Origin of the sequence: Sphingobium sp. B7D2B (assembly GCF_025961895.1) — a bacterium.
GTDB lineage: Bacteria > Pseudomonadota > Alphaproteobacteria > Sphingomonadales > Sphingomonadaceae > Sphingobium.
Genome location: NZ_JAOQOM010000001.1, coordinates 2,691,294 through 2,707,556, shown reverse-complemented (window position 1 = coordinate 2,707,556; position 16,263 = coordinate 2,691,294). Strand labels below are relative to the sequence as shown.

At 66.5% G+C, this 16,263-nt stretch carries 17 protein-coding genes, 1 tRNA gene and 1 pseudogene; 8 read left to right on the top strand and 11 right to left on the bottom strand.

Annotated features, from left to right (window positions below; all coding sequences use genetic code 11):
• The first annotated feature begins 405 nt into the window (after positions 1-405).
• Entirely contained in the window at positions 406-738 is a 333-nt protein-coding gene (locus tag M2341_RS12540) for a hypothetical protein (protein WP_264585469.1), read from the top strand.
• Positions 739-783: 45 nt separating this feature from the next.
• Here M2341_RS12540 and M2341_RS12535 read toward each other — a convergent pair.
• The 8 genes from M2341_RS12535 to dapB all read right to left on the bottom strand — a co-directional run bounded on the left by M2341_RS12535 (position 784) and on the right by dapB (position 6,451).
• Positions 784-858 (bottom strand) — tRNA-Thr (locus M2341_RS12535).
• 36 nt (positions 859-894) lie between these two features.
• A complete protein-coding gene (locus M2341_RS12530) occupies positions 895-1,389 on the bottom strand; it encodes a hypothetical protein (RefSeq protein ID WP_264585468.1) in 495 nt (164 codons plus the stop codon).
• Entirely contained in the window at positions 1,386-1,868 is a 483-nt protein-coding gene (locus tag M2341_RS12525) for a lysozyme (protein WP_264585467.1), read from the bottom strand. The genes M2341_RS12530 and M2341_RS12525 overlap by 4 nt, the downstream gene beginning before the upstream one ends.
• Positions 1,865-2,128 carry a hypothetical protein gene (locus tag M2341_RS12520; RefSeq protein WP_181560218.1) on the bottom strand — a complete coding sequence of 88 codons (264 nt, stop codon included), beginning with the start codon at positions 2,126-2,128 and terminating at the stop codon, positions 1,865-1,867. The genes M2341_RS12525 and M2341_RS12520 overlap by 4 nt, the downstream gene beginning before the upstream one ends.
• Positions 2,125-4,482, bottom strand: a complete 2,358-nt coding sequence (locus tag M2341_RS12515) for a sialate O-acetylesterase (protein ID WP_264585466.1) — start codon at positions 4,480-4,482, stop codon at positions 2,125-2,127. Before M2341_RS12515 ends, M2341_RS12520 begins: the two co-directional genes overlap by 4 nt.
• Positions 4,483-4,652: 170 nt before the next feature.
• Positions 4,653-4,919 (bottom strand): spike base protein, RCAP_Rcc01079 family, encoded by a 267-nt coding sequence (locus tag M2341_RS12510; RefSeq protein ID WP_264578449.1) that lies wholly within the window; start codon positions 4,917-4,919, stop codon positions 4,653-4,655.
• 104 nt (positions 4,920-5,023) lie between these two features.
• Positions 5,024-5,680 (bottom strand): endonuclease III, encoded by a 657-nt coding sequence (gene nth / locus M2341_RS12505; RefSeq protein WP_264585465.1) that lies wholly within the window; start codon positions 5,678-5,680, stop codon positions 5,024-5,026.
• Positions 5,681-5,683: 3 nt separating this feature from the next.
• Complete coding sequence (gene dapB / locus M2341_RS12500; protein WP_264585464.1) at positions 5,684-6,451, bottom strand: 4-hydroxy-tetrahydrodipicolinate reductase; 768 nt, start codon at positions 6,449-6,451, stop codon at positions 5,684-5,686.
• A 41-nt stretch (positions 6,452-6,492) separates the two neighbouring features.
• Between dapB and M2341_RS12495 the strand changes: the two genes are divergently transcribed.
• From M2341_RS12495 to M2341_RS12465, 7 genes and pseudogenes are all read left to right on the top strand, one after another.
• Positions 6,493-7,194, top strand: a complete 702-nt coding sequence (locus tag M2341_RS12495; RefSeq protein WP_264585463.1) for an NAD-dependent deacylase — start codon at positions 6,493-6,495, stop codon at positions 7,192-7,194.
• Between the two features lie 58 nt (positions 7,195-7,252).
• Positions 7,253-7,930 (top strand): MBL fold metallo-hydrolase, encoded by a 678-nt coding sequence (locus tag M2341_RS12490; RefSeq protein ID WP_319799446.1) that lies wholly within the window; start codon positions 7,253-7,255, stop codon positions 7,928-7,930.
• A gap of 229 nt (positions 7,931-8,159) precedes the next feature.
• On the top strand, positions 8,160-8,339 hold the full coding sequence (rpmF, locus tag M2341_RS12485; RefSeq protein ID WP_264570885.1) for a 50S ribosomal protein L32: 180 nt from the start codon (positions 8,160-8,162) through the stop codon (positions 8,337-8,339).
• A 22-nt stretch (positions 8,340-8,361) separates the two neighbouring features.
• Positions 8,362-9,408, top strand: a complete 1,047-nt coding sequence (gene plsX, locus M2341_RS12480; RefSeq protein WP_264585462.1) for a phosphate acyltransferase PlsX — start codon at positions 8,362-8,364, stop codon at positions 9,406-9,408.
• Positions 9,405-10,376 carry a beta-ketoacyl-ACP synthase III gene (locus M2341_RS12475; protein WP_319801055.1) on the top strand — a complete coding sequence of 324 codons (972 nt, stop codon included), beginning with the start codon at positions 9,405-9,407 and terminating at the stop codon, positions 10,374-10,376. The genes plsX and M2341_RS12475 overlap by 4 nt, the downstream gene beginning before the upstream one ends.
• A gap of 156 nt (positions 10,377-10,532) precedes the next feature.
• Positions 10,533-10,829: an integration host factor subunit alpha gene (locus M2341_RS12470; protein WP_264570883.1), complete on the top strand. Its 297-nt coding sequence runs from the start codon at positions 10,533-10,535 to the stop codon at positions 10,827-10,829.
• Between the two features lie 85 nt (positions 10,830-10,914).
• A pseudogene (locus M2341_RS12465) lies at positions 10,915-11,145 on the top strand (MerR family transcriptional regulator); the annotation flags it as partial.
• 286 nt (positions 11,146-11,431) lie between these two features.
• On the opposite strand, the gene M2341_RS12460 reads toward M2341_RS12465, so the two are convergent.
• From M2341_RS12460 to M2341_RS12450, 3 genes are read right to left on the bottom strand one after another with little or no spacing between them, the layout of a single operon-like run.
• Positions 11,432-11,983, bottom strand: a complete 552-nt coding sequence (locus tag M2341_RS12460; protein WP_264585461.1) for a SixA phosphatase family protein — start codon at positions 11,981-11,983, stop codon at positions 11,432-11,434.
• Positions 11,980-14,778, bottom strand: coding sequence for an ATP-dependent DNA helicase (locus M2341_RS12455; protein ID WP_264585460.1), 2,799 nt, complete (start codon positions 14,776-14,778; stop codon positions 11,980-11,982). The genes M2341_RS12460 and M2341_RS12455 overlap by 4 nt, the downstream gene beginning before the upstream one ends.
• Before the next feature lie 57 nt (positions 14,779-14,835).
• Positions 14,836-16,209: a PLP-dependent aminotransferase family protein gene (locus M2341_RS12450; RefSeq protein WP_264585459.1), complete on the bottom strand. Its 1,374-nt coding sequence runs from the start codon at positions 16,207-16,209 to the stop codon at positions 14,836-14,838.
• Positions 16,210-16,263: the final 54 nt, after the last annotated feature.

Here is a 16,263-nt window from a genome sequence, read left to right as displayed (position 1 = left end):
CTCCGACAAATAAAGTGCAAATAGTTGAGCCCGCTGTCAAATGCACCGTACCGTTTTAATACGATTTTCGATCGAGCAGAGGCGGACGGGTGGTGGTCCCTCTGCGGCCGACAATAGGGTATGATGTGGGGACGCTCACCCGGTCTAAGCGTGCCAATCCCACGATTCAGCCATTCTAGCTGAGTTTGGGCTGCTGGGCTCAAGTCCGCTCCCGCAGGGAACTCTCCATCGCGGCGCCAAACGATCCATATTTTGCCTGAAGTGGAGCGCCCGCAGCGCCGCTCGGCACGCGATTTTTCCCACGCGGATGGCAATTGCTCCGCCCAAAAAAGGGTGTAAACGCTCAAGGGAGCAGAAGGTTGCACCGGCCTGCAAATGCTTCGGGGCGTCGACGGGGGACTTTACGTGATCAAAGATGTGATTGTTGGTTGGCGTCGCCGTTCCGTGAGCCCCGTCTCCTATGCCAACCCTGTGGGCGATGCGCTCCAGGCGTCGGGTTCGCTGAGGGACTCCGTCGTTCGATTGATGGACGGAATTGCCGGCTATAAGTGGGCTGGCGAGACAATGCTCGAGGTCCCCAACACAGCTGCAGACGCGCATCTCAATCAAGTGCAGCAGCGGCGCGTTTTTGCCGGACTGTCGCGCAGTTTTCATCCCGACGAGCGCTCGGATGCAATGCACCTGAGCGCCGACCTGAATTCTCTCGACGATCGCCGGACATCCATCGGCGCGCTTTGAGGCGAATAGGGCGAGGTCACAACCACCCTCACATCCGTGAGGAAATGGTGCCGGATGCAGGATTTGAACCCGCGACCTTCGGTTTACAAAACCGCTGCACTACCACTGTGCTAATCCGGCAAGGTCGCAACTCCCTATGATTTCACCGCGCGGGGGTCAATCCGCAATGCGCCCGTCGCGCGGCGCATCGGAGCCGGTCTGCATCTCCAGCGCCCAGGCGCGCGCCGCTTCCAACCGGGCGGTATTCGTCGCGCAGATCAGCGCGTCGGCGCGGTCAAGAAGGATGGGATCGCGACCGGATCGGTCAACACGCCCGGCATCGCCGGGCGCGGGCAGGCCGGGGCGATCGGGAGCACAGGCAGCGGGCGCGGCTGGCAGGCGCACAACGCGATCGCGATAGACAAGGGTGAGAGCCTCGCTCTTTTGATCGGCAGCATCGTTGAGCCTCCTGTTGCGGACACGCAGCGCGGTGACCTGCGCGTCGAAATCCGTCTGCGCCTTGGCCTGGGCGGCGCGATAATCCTGACGGGCCTGTGCGAGTGCGGCGGCATGGCGTGCGCGCAGATGGTCGACCCGCATCCCCCATGCCAGCGCGAGAATAAGAGCCAGGGCAAGCGCGCCGGCGGCGGCGGGACATCCTTGCAGCGTCACAGGTTGGTCAGGCAGAGCCGGCGCTCTGCCTCCCGCCGGTTGACCAGCCCCTGCACGCGCCGCCCATCGACCATCACCCAGAGCCGGAACGCGTCGCAGCCGCCCGGCCAATCGCCCGCGTTGAACCGCCGCGCGACTGTCGAGCGCGCAAAGGCCGCCTCGCCAATATTATAGGCGAGCGAGATGGCCGCCGCGAACTGGTAAGGCCGATCCTTGAGCGCTGGCACGGCGCGCAGCACCGCGGGCGCCCAGTCGGCGGCCAGCGTTCGATCCAACATCGCCGCGCATTCGGCAGGCGTGTAACGCCGCATCGGCACGCGGGTCTCGCCGGTGCAGACCGTCCAAATGCCCGCGATGTCGCGATAAGGGTCGGTCCGTGGGCCTTCCCATCGCGCGATGAACGGTGCCGCGATCATGATGGCGAGGCCGATGAAAGCGCTGCCGACCGCGCCGCCCAGCAGCGTGTCCCGCGCGTTCATTTGCTCAAGCCCTTGAAGGCCGCGAACGCGGCGATCATCGAGGCGATGAAACCCGCCACCCATCGGCTCCAGCGCAGCCAAAGCTTCGCCGCGCGCCAGGCTTCGATCACTTCCATGGTCCGCTTGGTGTCCTGTTCGACCAGCGCAAGCCGCTCGGATGCGCGGCCGATTTCCTGCGCCTGCCGGTCGACCGTCTCGGCAAGGCTCTCCACCTTGCCGATCAGTTGATCCAGCTTCCGCGCGAGTTGTGGGCTGGTCATCTTGTCGCCACGTCCTTTGCGTCGCCATCGCAGCGGTAGAGCGCGACGATGTCCGGTTCATCGCCAGCAAGCGGGCCGCTCGGACAGGTGTAGGTCGTGCCGCTGTAGCGCTCGCTGTTGAACACCGCCCATTCATCCAGCGCGCCGCCGGTGAGGCCGTATTCGCCGTTGTGGTTGCGGAGCGAATAGCCCGAGGCGGCCGGCACGATCGTCTCACCGAACGCGGCATAGCTCTCGCGGGTACCGGGAAGGCCATCGGTGACGTTGGTCACATAGAGCGCCAGCCCTCCCGGCCCGGCCTGGCAGGCGACATGGTAGCGCTTGCTGGGCGCCAGCACGGTGGTGCCGGTGAGGCCGCTCCATACGCGCAGCTTGCCGGCGCCATCGATGGCGACGAAGCGGGAGCCGTTGCTTCCGAACCCGCCGAACAGGACCTGGATCGCGCCCGGGAGCGGGTCCGGGCAGGTGAAGAAGCCCTCGACCGTAATCGGCGCGAAGACCGGGCTGTAACTGCCACGCGCGGTGCCGCCGGTCATCTGCTGGCCGAACGCCGCGCCACCGGTGCTGGCGGCGTAGGTCGTGCTCGTCTCAGCCATGCTGAGCGGGCTGATCGGCGCGATGAAGCCGCTCGGCGGGGCATTGATCGCGCCACCCGGCGTCGGCGCCGCGATGGCGATGGGGAGGGTGCTGCCCTGCACGATGCGGCCGGTGGTGATGCCGTCTCCATCGGTCCGGTCATCGCGGATCGTGTCTGCCGCCGCATTGGCCGGGCCGCTCGGGAAGTAGACCCAGAGGTCGAGCTCATGCCCGGGGCCGGGATCGTTGGCGAGCGTGATTGCGAGCGTGGTGGCGTTCACTGCGGTGACCGAGGCGACGGGGAAGCGGTTGTCGGTCGCGTTGTTGGCCATCGGGTTCACCCGCCCGCGCGGGAATACCCACAAGCGGTTGCCCGGCGTGCCGCTCAGCACCAGCGCGCCCTGGCCGACATTGCTCAACGTAAGCGTGATCGTGGTGCCGGATCGGGTGGCGGAGAGCGGCACCGGGCCAAGACCGGCGCTGGCGCCATAAGAACTGCGCAGCGCGCGATAGAGATGCCGGGCCATGGTCAGCGATCCGGCCTGCGTCTGGTGGATGCCGTCGCCGCTCATCAGCGCATCGTCCATATGGACATAGGTGCCGTCATTGGCCGCGCACCAATCCTGCGCGCCCTTGCGGATGCGGCTCACCTGCCACGGCGTGCCCCAGCTCCGCAGCAACCCCATGGAGGGGATGGTCCAGACGAGACGGGCGAAGGACGGCAGGCTGTTCAGCGCGGTCAGCTGGCTGAAGAGGGTGCTCAGGGCCTGGCCATAAGCCTTGGGCGGGATGCCATAGAGGGCCTCGGTATGGCCCTGGCCCCAGACAAAGGCCTCGAAGCCATTGCCGGCCCGGTTCATCACCTCGGAGAGCGCCGTCCAGTTGCTCTGCCCGCTAAAGAAGCTGGCGATGGTGGTGCCGCCGACCGCATGGCCGACGACGCCACAGTTGACGCCGGTCAGCGCTATCATGCGGTTGAGATATTCACCGACGCCGACGGAATTGGGGCCGGTGCTATTGCTCATGTCGCCCGGCGTCTGCCAGGGCATGGTGGCGGAGGCGGGATTGTAGGTGTTGCCATCCACATATCGCGCCAGCACAGCGCTGTTAGGATCTGGCACGATGCCCAGCGAGGCGAAGGTCGCAGTCGAGTCGGTGGCCTGTCGCCCCAGCATCCGCACGGTGAGCGACTGACCGGCAAAACCGGTCAACATGCCCATGCCGACCTTGACGGTGCCGAGCTGCCAGGCGCCATCCGCGCCCTTCAGATCGATGAAGAACCAGCCAAGCCGGGCGTCCACGCCGGTAACGTCGACATAGGTGGCGCCGTTTGCGATCGTGCCGGCGGTCCACGGCCCCTGCAGGATCGTCGTGCCATCATCGGCCGAGCGGATACGCACCCCAACCGTGCCGGCGGTGACGACGCCAGACAGCGGTACGCGGATCGTGCCGGTGCCCTTGCCCTGGCCACCGCCGTTGGTTGTGGTGCGCTGGTAAATCCGCTTCTCTTCGTAGCTTGGGAACTGCGCCAACGTGAAGCCAGCGCTGTAACTCGCGGCAACGAGCGCCGCAGCGACCGGCCCGACGGCGTCCGCATCGGCTGACCCACTGCCGCCGGCCCCGCTGGCCAGCTCGCGCAGGTTGATCATCGATCCCGTATCGGCGGCGGCCAGCACATAGCTGTTCGCCGTGGCGCCTGCAATCGGTACGCCATCGCGCAGCCACTGCCAGCCCGTCGCCGCGCCGTTCACGATGATGCCGCCCAGAGCGGTCAGCATGTCGCCGACACGCGGAGGGCTGGCGGCGCCGGTGATGGCGGGTCTGCTCGTCCAACTGGGGGCGGGGGTTGGTGTTGGTGTAGGCGTCGGCGTCGGCGCGGGAGAGACGCCAAGGGGGCGACGGCGGCGCCCAGACCCTGCAGCGCCGAAACCAAATCCGGGACCGACCATCAGGCAAGGCCCACAATGTCGGCGGCGGTCGTGCCGCTGGCGCGGATGTAGCGAGCGCGGATGTCGAGGATCTGCCCTGACGCGACGTTCTTGAGCACCACGTCCGTGCTCGAGCCCGCCGCGCGCAACGTAATGGTTCCGCCCGTCCCGACATAGATGGCCTTGGGCAGCGGGTCGATTTCATTGGTGGCGTGGGGCGTGATGGCAAAGGCCTCGCGCGCCGGCTGGGTGAGGGAGTCGATCTGTGTTTCGAAGCGGTCGGCCATGTCCGTGCCCTTCCTGTGGCGAGTGCTGCGGCCGAATCGCCGCAACGCCCTTAAGCCACCGGAGAGGTGCTGTAGGACAGATTAAATTTACCTATCTGGTAAAATCACGGTGCTGGCGTCTTGTCTCTGAACAGGCACACATCGTTGATGATGCAGCGCCAGCATTCGGGCTTACGGGCTTTGCAGACATAGCGGCCATGCAGGATCAGCCAATGGTGGGCATCGCGCCGGAAGGGCTGGGGGACGCGCTTTTCCAAGCCGTTCTCGACGGCGAGCACGGTCTTCCCCGGCGCCAGCCCAGTGCGGTTGCCGACCCGGAAGATGTGGGTATCGACCGCAAAGGTTTCCTCGCCGAATGCCGTGTTCATCACCACATTGGCTGTCTTGCGCCCCACGCCCGGCAGGGTGGTCAGCACGTCCCGGTCGCGCGGCACTTCGCCGCCGTAGGTCTCCACCAAGGCCTGCGAGAGCGCGATGACATTCTTGGCCTTGGTGTTGAAGAGGCCGATGGTCTTGATGTGTTTCTTGAGCGCCTCCTCGCCGAGCGCCACCATGTCCGCCGGCGTCTTCACCGTTTCGAACAGCCGCCACGTCGCCTTGTTGACGCCTGCATCGGTCGCCTGCGCGGAGAGGACGACGGCAACCAGCAGCTGGAAATCATTGCCATAATCCAGCTCGGTGCGCGGCTCGGGATTATGCTCCGCCAGCCGCGAGAACAGCGTGAAAATCTGGTCGCGGTTGAGAATGCGCTGGCGGCTCAAGACCTACAGCCCCAGCACATCCGCCATGGCATAGCGTCCCGGCGCCTTGCCGATCAGCCATTGCGCGGCCTTCACCGCACCACGAGCGAAGATGATGCGGCTCTCGGCCCGATGACCCAGCTCGATCCGTTCCTGATCGGCGGCCAGCACGACCAGATGATCACCCGCGACCGATCCCCCGCGCAGCGCCGCAAAACCGATGTCGCCGGCGTTGCGGGCGCCGGTGATCCCGTCGCGCCCGCGCGCGCTATGGTCGGCAAGGCTGATCCCGCGCCCGGCCGCCGCCGCTTCGCCGAGCAGCAGCGCCGTGCCGGAAGGGGCGTCCACCTTGTGGCGGTGATGCATCTCCAGAATTTCGATGTCCCAATCGTCGCCCAGTCGCGCGGCCGCTTCCCGAACGAGCGCAGCCAGCAGATTGACGCCGAGCGAGGTATTGCCCGTCTGCAGCACTGCGATGTGCGCCGACGCGCGGTCGATGGCGGCGTGATGCGCTGCTTCGAGGCCGGTCGTGCCAATCAGCAGCGGCTTCCCCGCCGCGACGCAGGCATCGAGATGCGCCTGCAACGCGCCGGGCACCGAGAAGTCGATCAGTACGTCCGCGCTGTCTGCAAGACCCATCGCGTCGCTGGTGATCGCCGCGCCTTCTGCGCCGATGGTCCCGCCCGGCTGACTGTCCGTTCCGCCGGCCACCGCAATCCCGGCATCCGCAGCAACCCCCGCGATCGCCTGACCCATGCGCCCCCGCGCGCCAAAGATGCCGATCGCCGTCATGATGCTTGCGTCCTTCGCCCCAAATCTGTCTCATCGCGCCGATGCCAGACTCGAACGCACTTGTCATCCTCACCGGCGCCGGGATTTCGGCAGAAAGCGGGTTGGAGACCTTCCGCTCGGAGGATGGCCTTTGGGCGCAGCATCGGATCGAGGATGTCTGCACGCCTCAAGCGCTGGCGCGCGATCCTGCGCTGGTCCATCGCTTCTATGATATGCGTCGCGCCGCGTTGGACCGCGTTGAGCCCAATCCCGCGCATGAGGCGCTCGCCCGGCTGGAAGCGCATTGGCCCGGCGAGCTCCTGCTGGTCACGCAGAATGTCGATGATCTCCACGAGAGGGGCGGCTCGCGCAACCTCCTCCATATGCATGGCGCGTTGAACAGCGCGCTGTGTGCCGCCTGCGATCATCGTCTGCCGTGGACGGGTCCTCTCCCGCCTGCAGCGGCGTGCCCCACCTGCGGCGCGCCCGCTCTGCGGCCCGACATCGTGTTTTTCGGCGAGATGCCTTATCAGATGGCGCGGATCGAAGCGGCGCTGGCCCGTGCCGATCTGTTCGTGTCGATCGGCACGTCGGGCGCTGTTTATCCGGCCGCCGGGTTCGTCCGCATGGCGCAGGCTTATGGCGCGCGCACGCTGGAGCTCAATCTCGAACCGTCAGAAGGCAGTGCCTGGTTCGATGAATCCCGCCTCGGCCCGGCGAGCCAGCTCGTGCCGGCATGGGTCGGGGAGATGCTGGCGTCCTGAACGCCGCTGCCCCGCGCCACCCTTGCGCCGGGCGGGTTCGACTGCCAGATCAAGGCCCATGACTGCCGATCCCCAAAATCCGCCGATGCGCGCCGCGATGATCCCGGTGACGCCGCTCCAGCAGAATTGCTCGCTCATCTGGTGCACCAAAACCATGCGTGGCGCGCTGGTCGATCCCGGCGGCGATCTGGCGCGGCTCAAAAAGGCGGTCGCGGATGCCGGCGTGACGCTGGAGAAGCTGCTCGTGACGCACGGTCATATCGATCATTGTGGACAGGCCGGCGTGCTCGCAAAGGAGTTGGGTCTGCCCATTGAGGGGCCGCATGAGGACGACCGCTTCTGGATCGCGCGGCTGGATGATGATGGCAAGCGCTGGGGCGTACCCGGCGAGCCGTTCGAGCCGACGCGCTGGCTGGTCGATGGGGACACGGTCACCGTCGGCGAGCTGGTGCTGGATGTCATCCATTGCCCCGGCCACACGCCGGGTCACGTCGTCTTTCATCACGGCCCGTCCAAGCTCGCCATTGTCGGCGATGTCCTGTTTCAAGGCTCTATCGGCCGTACTGATTTTCCGCTCGGCAATCATGAGGATCTGATCGCGTCGATCACGCGCAAGCTCTGGCCGCTGGGTGGCGAGACGATCTTCGTGCCGGGCCATGGCCAGCCCAGCAGCTTTGCGCATGAGCGGGCCAGCAACCCCTTTGTGGGCGACAGCGTCACGGGCGTGCGCGACTGACGGCGCGATACGGCGTTCCCGCCACGCAATGTCCGGTTCGGTCCCGCTAGCGCCCAGTTTGTCCAATGAATCGGTTGCACCATCAGGAAAAAGCGCTATAGGCGCTCACTCTCGCGAACGCCCGGCTCTCGGTTGGCCGCGGTCCTCTGTGGCCGCCAAGACGCCTTTGCAGGCGGCCAGGCAAGCGAACCCGTTATTGATGTTTTGCGTTTTTTAGACAGGTGCCCTCATGGCTGTCCCAAAGAGAAAAACTTCGCCGTCCAAGCGCGGCATGCGTCGCAGCCATGACTCGCTGCGCGTGGAATCCTATCAGGAATGCCCCAATTGTGGTGAGCTGAAGCGCCCCCACAATCTGTGCACCGCTTGCGGGCACTATAACGGCCGCGAAATCATCGCGATCGGCGCCTGAGGCCCGACCGGGGAATCATGCTGTGAAGACGCCGCGGATCGCGATTGATGCGATGGGCGGTGACGAGGGCGTCCGCGTGATGATCGCGGGCGTTGCCTTGGCGCGTCGTCGGCATGAGGGGCTGCAATTCCTGCTCTTTGGTGATGAGACGCGGATTCGTGCCGCGCTCGCCAACCACCCCAATCTCTCGCAGGCCGCTGAAATCGTTCACACCGACAAGGTGGTGAACGCGGGCGACAAGCCCAGTCAAGCGATCCGCCAGTCCCGCCAGAGCTCCATGGGCTTGGCGATTCAGGCTGTGAAGAACGGCGACGCGCAGGCTGCCGTCTCCGCCGGGAATACCGGCGCTCTGATGGCAATCGCCAAGCTCGCCCTGCGCACGCTGCCGGGGATCGACCGGCCAGCCTTGGCTGCATTCCTGCCGACGCTCGGCGACAATGATGTCGTCATGCTCGATCTTGGTGCCAACACCGAGTGCGATGCCCGCAATCTCGTCGAATTCGCGGTCATGGGCGCCGCTTACGCCCGTGTCGTGCTCGATCTCGAGATGCCGCGTGTGCGCCTGCTCAACATCGGCACCGAGGATTTGAAGGGCACTGACGAAATTCGCGATGCCGCTGCGGTCCTTCGCAAGGGCATCGGCCTGCCGCTCCGCTTCGATGGCTTTATCGAAGGCGACAAGATCGGCTCGGGCGATGCGGATGTGATCGTCGCCGAGGGCTTCGCGGGCAATATCGCGCTCAAGACGGCTGAAGGCACCGCCCGGTTCGTAACCGACGTGCTGCGCCGTGCCTTTACCAGCTCGTTGCGCTCCAAGGCCGGTTTCCTGCTCTCCAAGCCGGCGCTGCACCTGCTCAAGGTGCATCTTGATCCTAACAATCATAATGGCGCCGTCTTCCTCGGCCTCAACGGCATGGTGGTGAAGAGCCACGGCGGTGCTGACGAAAAGGGCATCGCCAATGCCGTCCACGTCGCCGCGCGGCTGGTCGAGGAAGATCTGAGTGCCCGCATCGCGCAGGACATCGCCCGCGTTGGGCCTATTGGAAAAGAGGAACTGGTCGCCAAATGACCTTGCGGTCCGTGATCGAAGGGACCGGGTCCGCCCTGCCCCGGCGCCGTGTCGACAATCATGAGTTGGCGCAGACAGTGGACACGAGCGACGAGTGGATCGTCGAGCGGACCGGCATTCATGCTCGCCATTTGGCCGGGGAGGGCGAAACGACCTCCACGCTCGCGGTCGAGGCGGCGCGCAAGGCGCTGCAGGCCGCAAATGTCCCTGCCACCGAGGTCGATCTCATCATTCTGGCGACCACGACGCCCGATCAGACGTTTCCGGCGACTGCCACGCGCGTTCAGACCGGTTTGGGCATCAATGATTGCGTCGCGTTCGATGTGGCGGCCGTGTGCTCGGGCTTTCTGTACGCGCTGACGGTGGCGGACAACATGATCCGTGGCGGCGCGGCAAAGACCGCGCTGGTGATCGGTTCGGAGACGATGAGCCGGCTGCTCGACTGGGAAGATCGCGGCACCTGCGTGCTGTTCGGTGATGGTGCGGGCGCCGTGCTGCTGCGCGGGCAGGATACCGATGAGGAGACCGGGCGGGGCATCCTCGCCAGTCGCCTCCACGCCGATGGCCGGCATAACTGCCTGCTCCATACCGACGGCGGCGTCTCGACCACCGGAACGGTCGGCAAGTTGCGGATGAAGGGGCAGGACGTCTTCCGCCACGCGGTCGTCAACCTTGCGCAGGTTCTCCGCGAAGTGCTCGAGGCGGCCGATATCGCAGTCGAGGATATCGACTGGGTGGTCCCACATCAGGCCAATGCCCGCATTCTCGATGCCACGGCGCGCAAGCTCGGGCTGGAGGCAGAGCGGGTGATCGTCACCGTCGATCAGCATGCAAACACCTCGGCCGCGTCGGTCCCGTTGGCGCTCGATACCGCCGTACGGGACGGGCGCATCAAGCGGGGCGATCTCCTCGTGCTGGAAGCAATGGGCGGCGGCTTTACCTGGGGCGCCAGCGCCCTGCGGTTTTAGCCCGTGTTCTGATAATCTTATTTTTCAATAATATCGCGAAATAACTGCGGCTTGTTTCGATTCTTGCCGATTGCATTGTAAGAGTTTCTGCCGCAGAGACGGCGATGTGGCCTGTTGGGGGACAGGGCGCGCTTGGTTTCGTTATTTGGGGGCGAAATGAGTTCAGAAGACACGTTGACCCGCGCTGAGATCGCTGATCGGCTCAACCGCCAGATCGGCCTCTCGCGGTCTGAATCCGCGCAGATTGTCGAGCAGGTGCTCGACCTGGTGAGTGAGGCACTTGAGCAAGGCGAGAATGTCAAAATTTCCGGTTTTGGGACGTTCGTGCTGCGCGACAAGAATGAGCGCGTCGGGCGCAATCCGAAAACCGGCGTTGAGGTGCCGATCACGCCGCGGCGGGTTCTCACCTTCCGGCCGAGCCAGACGCTGCGCGAACGCGTCGCCGGCGCCTGAATATCTCACGGCTGACTGTCGCGTGATGGGCTCGTGCGGTCGGTCGCGGATTGACCCGCGCGCGTATCTCGTTGCAGAATAAGGCATGGCCAAAGATGACGGCGCGTTTCTGACGATTGGAGAGCTTGCTCGTGAACTGGGCGTGGCGCAGCATATCTTGCGCTACTGGGAGACACGGTTCCCGCAGCTTCGTCCGCTCCAGCGTTCTGGTAATCGCCGCTATTATCGGCCGGCGGACGTGGAACTTGCGCGTCGGATTCATCGACTGTTGAATGAGGAAGGCTTTACTGTGCCAGGTGCGCAGCGGGCCTTGGCCGGCGCGCGCAAGGCGGCGTTGGCGCCTTCCTGCCATGAGGCGGATGCGGCGCAACCCGCCGAGCGGGTCGTGCAAGCGCCTGCACAGGAAGCGAGCGACGAGCGCTCCAGTCCGGCACGGACGGCAATGGATGACCTGTTTTCAGGGACGGCCGTCGATCAGCCGGTCCGCCCGCGCGCGCCTGCCTCGCCGGACATCTCCACGGTGATCGCAAGGCTGAGGGTGATCCGCAACAATCTCGAAGAGGCGCTCAACCCCGGTTGAGCGGCCTGTCAGCGCTTCCGACTCAGCGCTGGTCCGGTCCCAGACTCGGATCCAGATCGCGTGGCCGCACAAAGGCTTCGAGCGTCGCGGCCTCAGCGAATCTGCTAGCGAGGTCAGCCCAGTCCGCCACATCGAAGGTCAGCACGGCCATGGCGGCGGTCGGGAATTTCGTTTCGACGGATGCGCGCAGTCCGGTCTGCCGCTCTTGGCCGCTGGCCGTCAGGATGAAATCCTCAAGGCCGGGGCTGTGGGCGGCCAACAGAACCGAGGCCCGGTCCGGCGCGGTTTCGCTCAACACCTCTGCTATGGTTCCGGCGGAAGCCAGATAGAGCCGCATGTCACGCATGGGTTCGGGGCAGGGGCCATAAGTCTCGCGAAAACGCGCCAATGTCTGCGTCACGCGGACGGCGGGCGATGCGATGATCGTCTCAAAGGTCACGCCGTGACCGGCGGCCCATTGGCCCATCACGGCCGCCGCGCGTTCGCCGCGGCCGTTCAGCCCGCGGTCGAAGTCGCGCAGCGCGGCATCGCTCCAGTCGGACTTGGCATGACGCAGAACGATAACCGTCTTCATTCCTTGGTGGACACCCTAGTCTCATAAGATCCGTCCAGCGGTCTGTGCCCGATATCGGCCGAGGAACCAAGGCGTGAGCGCACGCGCGCGATGGCTTCATCGAGCGGAATGCGCAGGATGGGGACATCGGCTGGGAAAGCACTCAACAATCGGCTGGGCATGGCCGAGGAGAGCATCACGAACTGGCCGCTGTCGTCACCCCGGCGGATCAGCCGCCCGAATGCCTGGGCGAGGCGGGCGCGGACCAGCCGATCGTCATAGGCGGTCGGCTCACCACTGGCTTGCCGCCGCGTCGCGTGGAGGACCGAGGGCTTGGCCCAGGGCACGCCTTCCATCACCACCAACCGCAGCGAATCGCCCGGCACGTCGATCCCGTCACGCAGCGCGTCCGTGCCGAGCAGAGAAGCGCGCGGATCGTCCCGGAACATGTCGATCAGGGTTGCGGGGTCGAACGGGTCGACATGCTGCGCATAGAGCGGCAGGCCGGCACGGGCGAGCCGATCGGCGATGCGCTTCTGCACGGAGCGCAGTCGGCGAATGGCGGTGAACAGTCCCAGCGTCCCGCCGCCCGCCGCCTCGATCAGCCGCGCATAGGCACCAGCCAGCGCGGGAAGGTCGCCGCGCTTGATGTCGGTGACGATCAGCACTTCGCTCTGTCGCGCATAGTCGAAGGGGCTGGCCGCCTCGAACCATTGCGGCGCGCGGCCGAGGTGCACTGCGCCCGATCGTTCCACGGCTGTCTGGGTATCGCCGCCGGCCCGCAGCGTCGCCGACGTGACGAGCACGCCATGGGCCGGCCGCATCACCGTCTCGGCCAGGGGCTTGGTCGGGTCCAGCCAGTGGCGGTGCAGGCCGATGTCATATTCCTTGCCCTCGACGCGATCCACCGCCAGCCAGTCGACAAAGGCCGGCTCGGGCGGCCCGCCGACGCGTAGCAGGAGCGCAATCCAGGCGCGCAGCAGATCGCACCGCCAGCCAAGGGCGGAGATCGCGCCATCGATGCGCGCGCGTGCCGGGCCATCCAGCCAGTCCGGCGCCAGTTCAATGACGGCGACGAGGCGCTTGCCCAGCCGCTGGAGCGGCCCGAGCAGCGCCTCCAACGCGCGCGCGGCATCCGTGGCGGCATCGATCAGCGCGCCGTCCGCTTCGCTCAGGTCCACTTCCAGCCCATAGCCCGGATCGGTGTCGCGTCCGTCCCGCTCGGCGCGGGCGTAGACGGTGTCGCGCACGGCGGCGAGCACCGCCTCGATCGCTCCCTCGGCGCCATGCTCGACGACGCGGCGCAGCCAGTCCTCGCCCGGCAGGGCGCGAGCGGCTTCGCGTGCGGCGTCGATGGCCTCGGCACCTTCCTCGTCATAGCTTGCGACATCGGAGAGACGGGCGGCGAGGCCGCGCCGTCGCCCCTTGCGCTCGCTTTCCGGCCCCATGATCCAGCGCCGCAGTTCGATCGCCTCGCGCCCGGTGAGTGCCGCGCCGAAGGTCGAGTCCGCCGCATCGAACAGATGGTGCCCCTCGTCGAAAACGATCCGGGTTGGCGTGCCTTGGGCTTCCCGCCCGCGCGCAGCGTTGATCATCACCAGTGCATGATTGGCGATCACAATGTCCGCATTCTGGCTGGCGCGGGTCGCCCGCTCGATGAAGCAGGTGCGGAAATGCGGGCAGCCCGCATAGATGCACTCGCCGCGCCGGTCGGTGAGCGCTGTCGCACCCGCGCGGCGGAACAGGGCCATCAGCCAGCCCGGCAGATCGCCCCCGACCATATCCCCGTCGCGCGTATAGCCCGCCCAGCGCGCCACGAACTGCGCCAGCACCGCCGCGCGCCCGGCGAAGCCGCCCTGCAGGGCATCTTCCAGGTTAAGCAGGCAGAGATAATTCTCCCGGCCCTTACGGATGACGACATGGCGGCGGAAGGCCGCATCGTCGGGATAATGGCGCCGGGTCTCGCGGTCGAGCTGGCGCTGTAGGGCCTTGGTGTAGGTAGCAATCCACACCGTCCCGCCGGATTGCTCGGCCCACAGCGTTGCGGGGGCGAGATAGCCGAGTGTCTTGCCAATGCCGGTGCCGGCCTGGGCCAGCACGATATTGGGCGTGTCCTCACGCGGCCGGGGCGTGAAGCTGCCGGAGGCGGCGGCGGCGAAATCCCGTTGGCCCTGCCGCGTTTCGGCGCCGCTGCCGGTGAGGCTGCGCAGGCGCGCCAACACATCCGCCTCGTCGAGGGTCACCGGGCGCGGGGCGGGGCGCGGGGCCTGCTCCTCCCATTGCGGCAGGCGCGTGAACAGCCATCGCTCGGCCTCAGCCGGTTGGCGAATGCGCGGGCGCAGCAGCGGCGCCCAACTCCAGCGCAACCGCTCGAGCTGATTGAGGCTGGTCCAGGCGCCTTCACGTTCCGCCCAGTCGGCCCGCTCAGTCCAGCCGAGCATGGAACTGGCAATCTGCGGGATGAGCCGGGCCGCCTCGGCATCGCTGGCCGGCGGCGCGAGGCCCATGGCCCGGGCGAGCCCCGCAACTGTGGGAATCACGAACTGGGCGGGGAAGAGGAAGGCAAATAGCTCCAGCAGGTCGAGGCCAGAGAGATCCGCATAGCCCAGTCGCGATCCCAGCAAGGGCGCATTGACCAGCAGGAGCGGCGTATCCGCAGCGCGCGCAAGGGCTTGTCCGCGACCAAGCCCGATGGTCTGCTCGCCGCTGCCATCGGTCAGCCAGATGCCGGCATGGCTGGCATGGAGCGCCGGTGGCAGGCCCGGCAGGATCGGATCGGATGGGGACACCCAGCAGCCATAGCGTGCTTGGTCCATAAGGGGAACGCGCCGTTCGTTTATTTTACCGCATAACCGCCGGCCGGGGGGTGGGGCTCAGCGCCCTAGTCGGTCCCGGAGGTGTCGCAGCGCACGTTCGATCGCCCCATGGTCGAGCGCGCCGCCGACGGACAGGCGCATATGGGTGGACGCGCCATCTTCAACGGCGAACGCACTGCCGGCCACGGCAGAAAGGCCCATGCCGCCCAGCACATCGATCAGCGCGTCGATATCCGGCGCCCGTCCGCTGGTATCGCGCAGGTCCAGCCAGAGATGGTAACCCTCGGGCTGCATCCGGTAGGGCAGGCCGCCGAGATGGCGCGTCGCGAGCCGGTGCCGCGTGACCGCTTCCGCCCGCACGCCATCGATCAGCGCACCGAACAGCCCCTCGCGCAGCCAGTGGCTGACCAGAGCGACGTTCAGCGGCGGCGCCATCACGGCGCTGTCACCGAGCGCCGCGCCCAGTTGCAGATTCTGCTCTGCGGAGGGCGCGCGAACATGCGCGACGCGCAAGACCGGCGAGATGAGCTTGGACGTGCCGGCGATATACCAGCTTTGCGCCGGGATCAGGGCTGTGCAGGGTGGATGGGCAGCGCGGCAGAGCTGTCCATAGGCGTCGTCCTCGATCAGTGTCGCGCCATGGGCGGCGATGACGGCGGCAATTTCCTCCCGCCGCCGCAATCCCATGGTGATGCAGGTGGGATTGTCATTGGTGGGCGTGAGATAGACGGCGCGCGCGCCCTCGCGCAGGGCTGCGTCCAGCGCATCCGGCACCAGCCCCTCGTCATCGACAGCGACGGGCGTCAGCACCAGCCCCCGCCGCCGCGCCAGCGCGATCATGCCGGGATAGATGAACGGCGCGCAGCACAGGCGGTCGCCCGGCTCCAGAATGCTGTGGACCAGCCCATGCAAGGCATGTTGGGCGCCCGCCGTGATGGCGATCTGGTCCGCCTCGGTCGGCAAGCCGAGCGCCGCCAGCCGCTCGGCCCCTTGCGCGCGGTCCGCGATGTTGCCGAGGCTCGGCTGATACTGGAGGATCGGGGAATGGCGGCCGGCGCGCAGCAGGCTGGCCATGCCATTGTGGATCGCCTGCGGCAGCAGGTTGAAGCCCGGCTGTGGTGGCACATTCATGCCCCGGTCGCTCGCGGTTTCGCCAAAGCGGGGCAGGGCGATGTCGTTGCGCACGAAGCTGCCGAGCTTCCCGGCGCCTTCGATCAGCCCGGCCTCGCGCACCAGCGTGTAGGCGCGGGTGACCGTCGTCAGGTCCACGCCGAGCTGGGCCGCCAGATCGCGCTGCGCGGGGAGGCGTTCGCCCGGTCGCAACTCGCCGGAGTGGATCGCGCCGCGCAGGGCATCGGCAATGGCGGCATATTTTGGCCCATGGTCCGCGCGGAATTTCTCGGTGCGGATCAGGGCAACCCAGTTCTGCATGGCAAGCGCCCGTTTTATGTATGGTGGGATGATGCCTACATATCGCCTATCTGA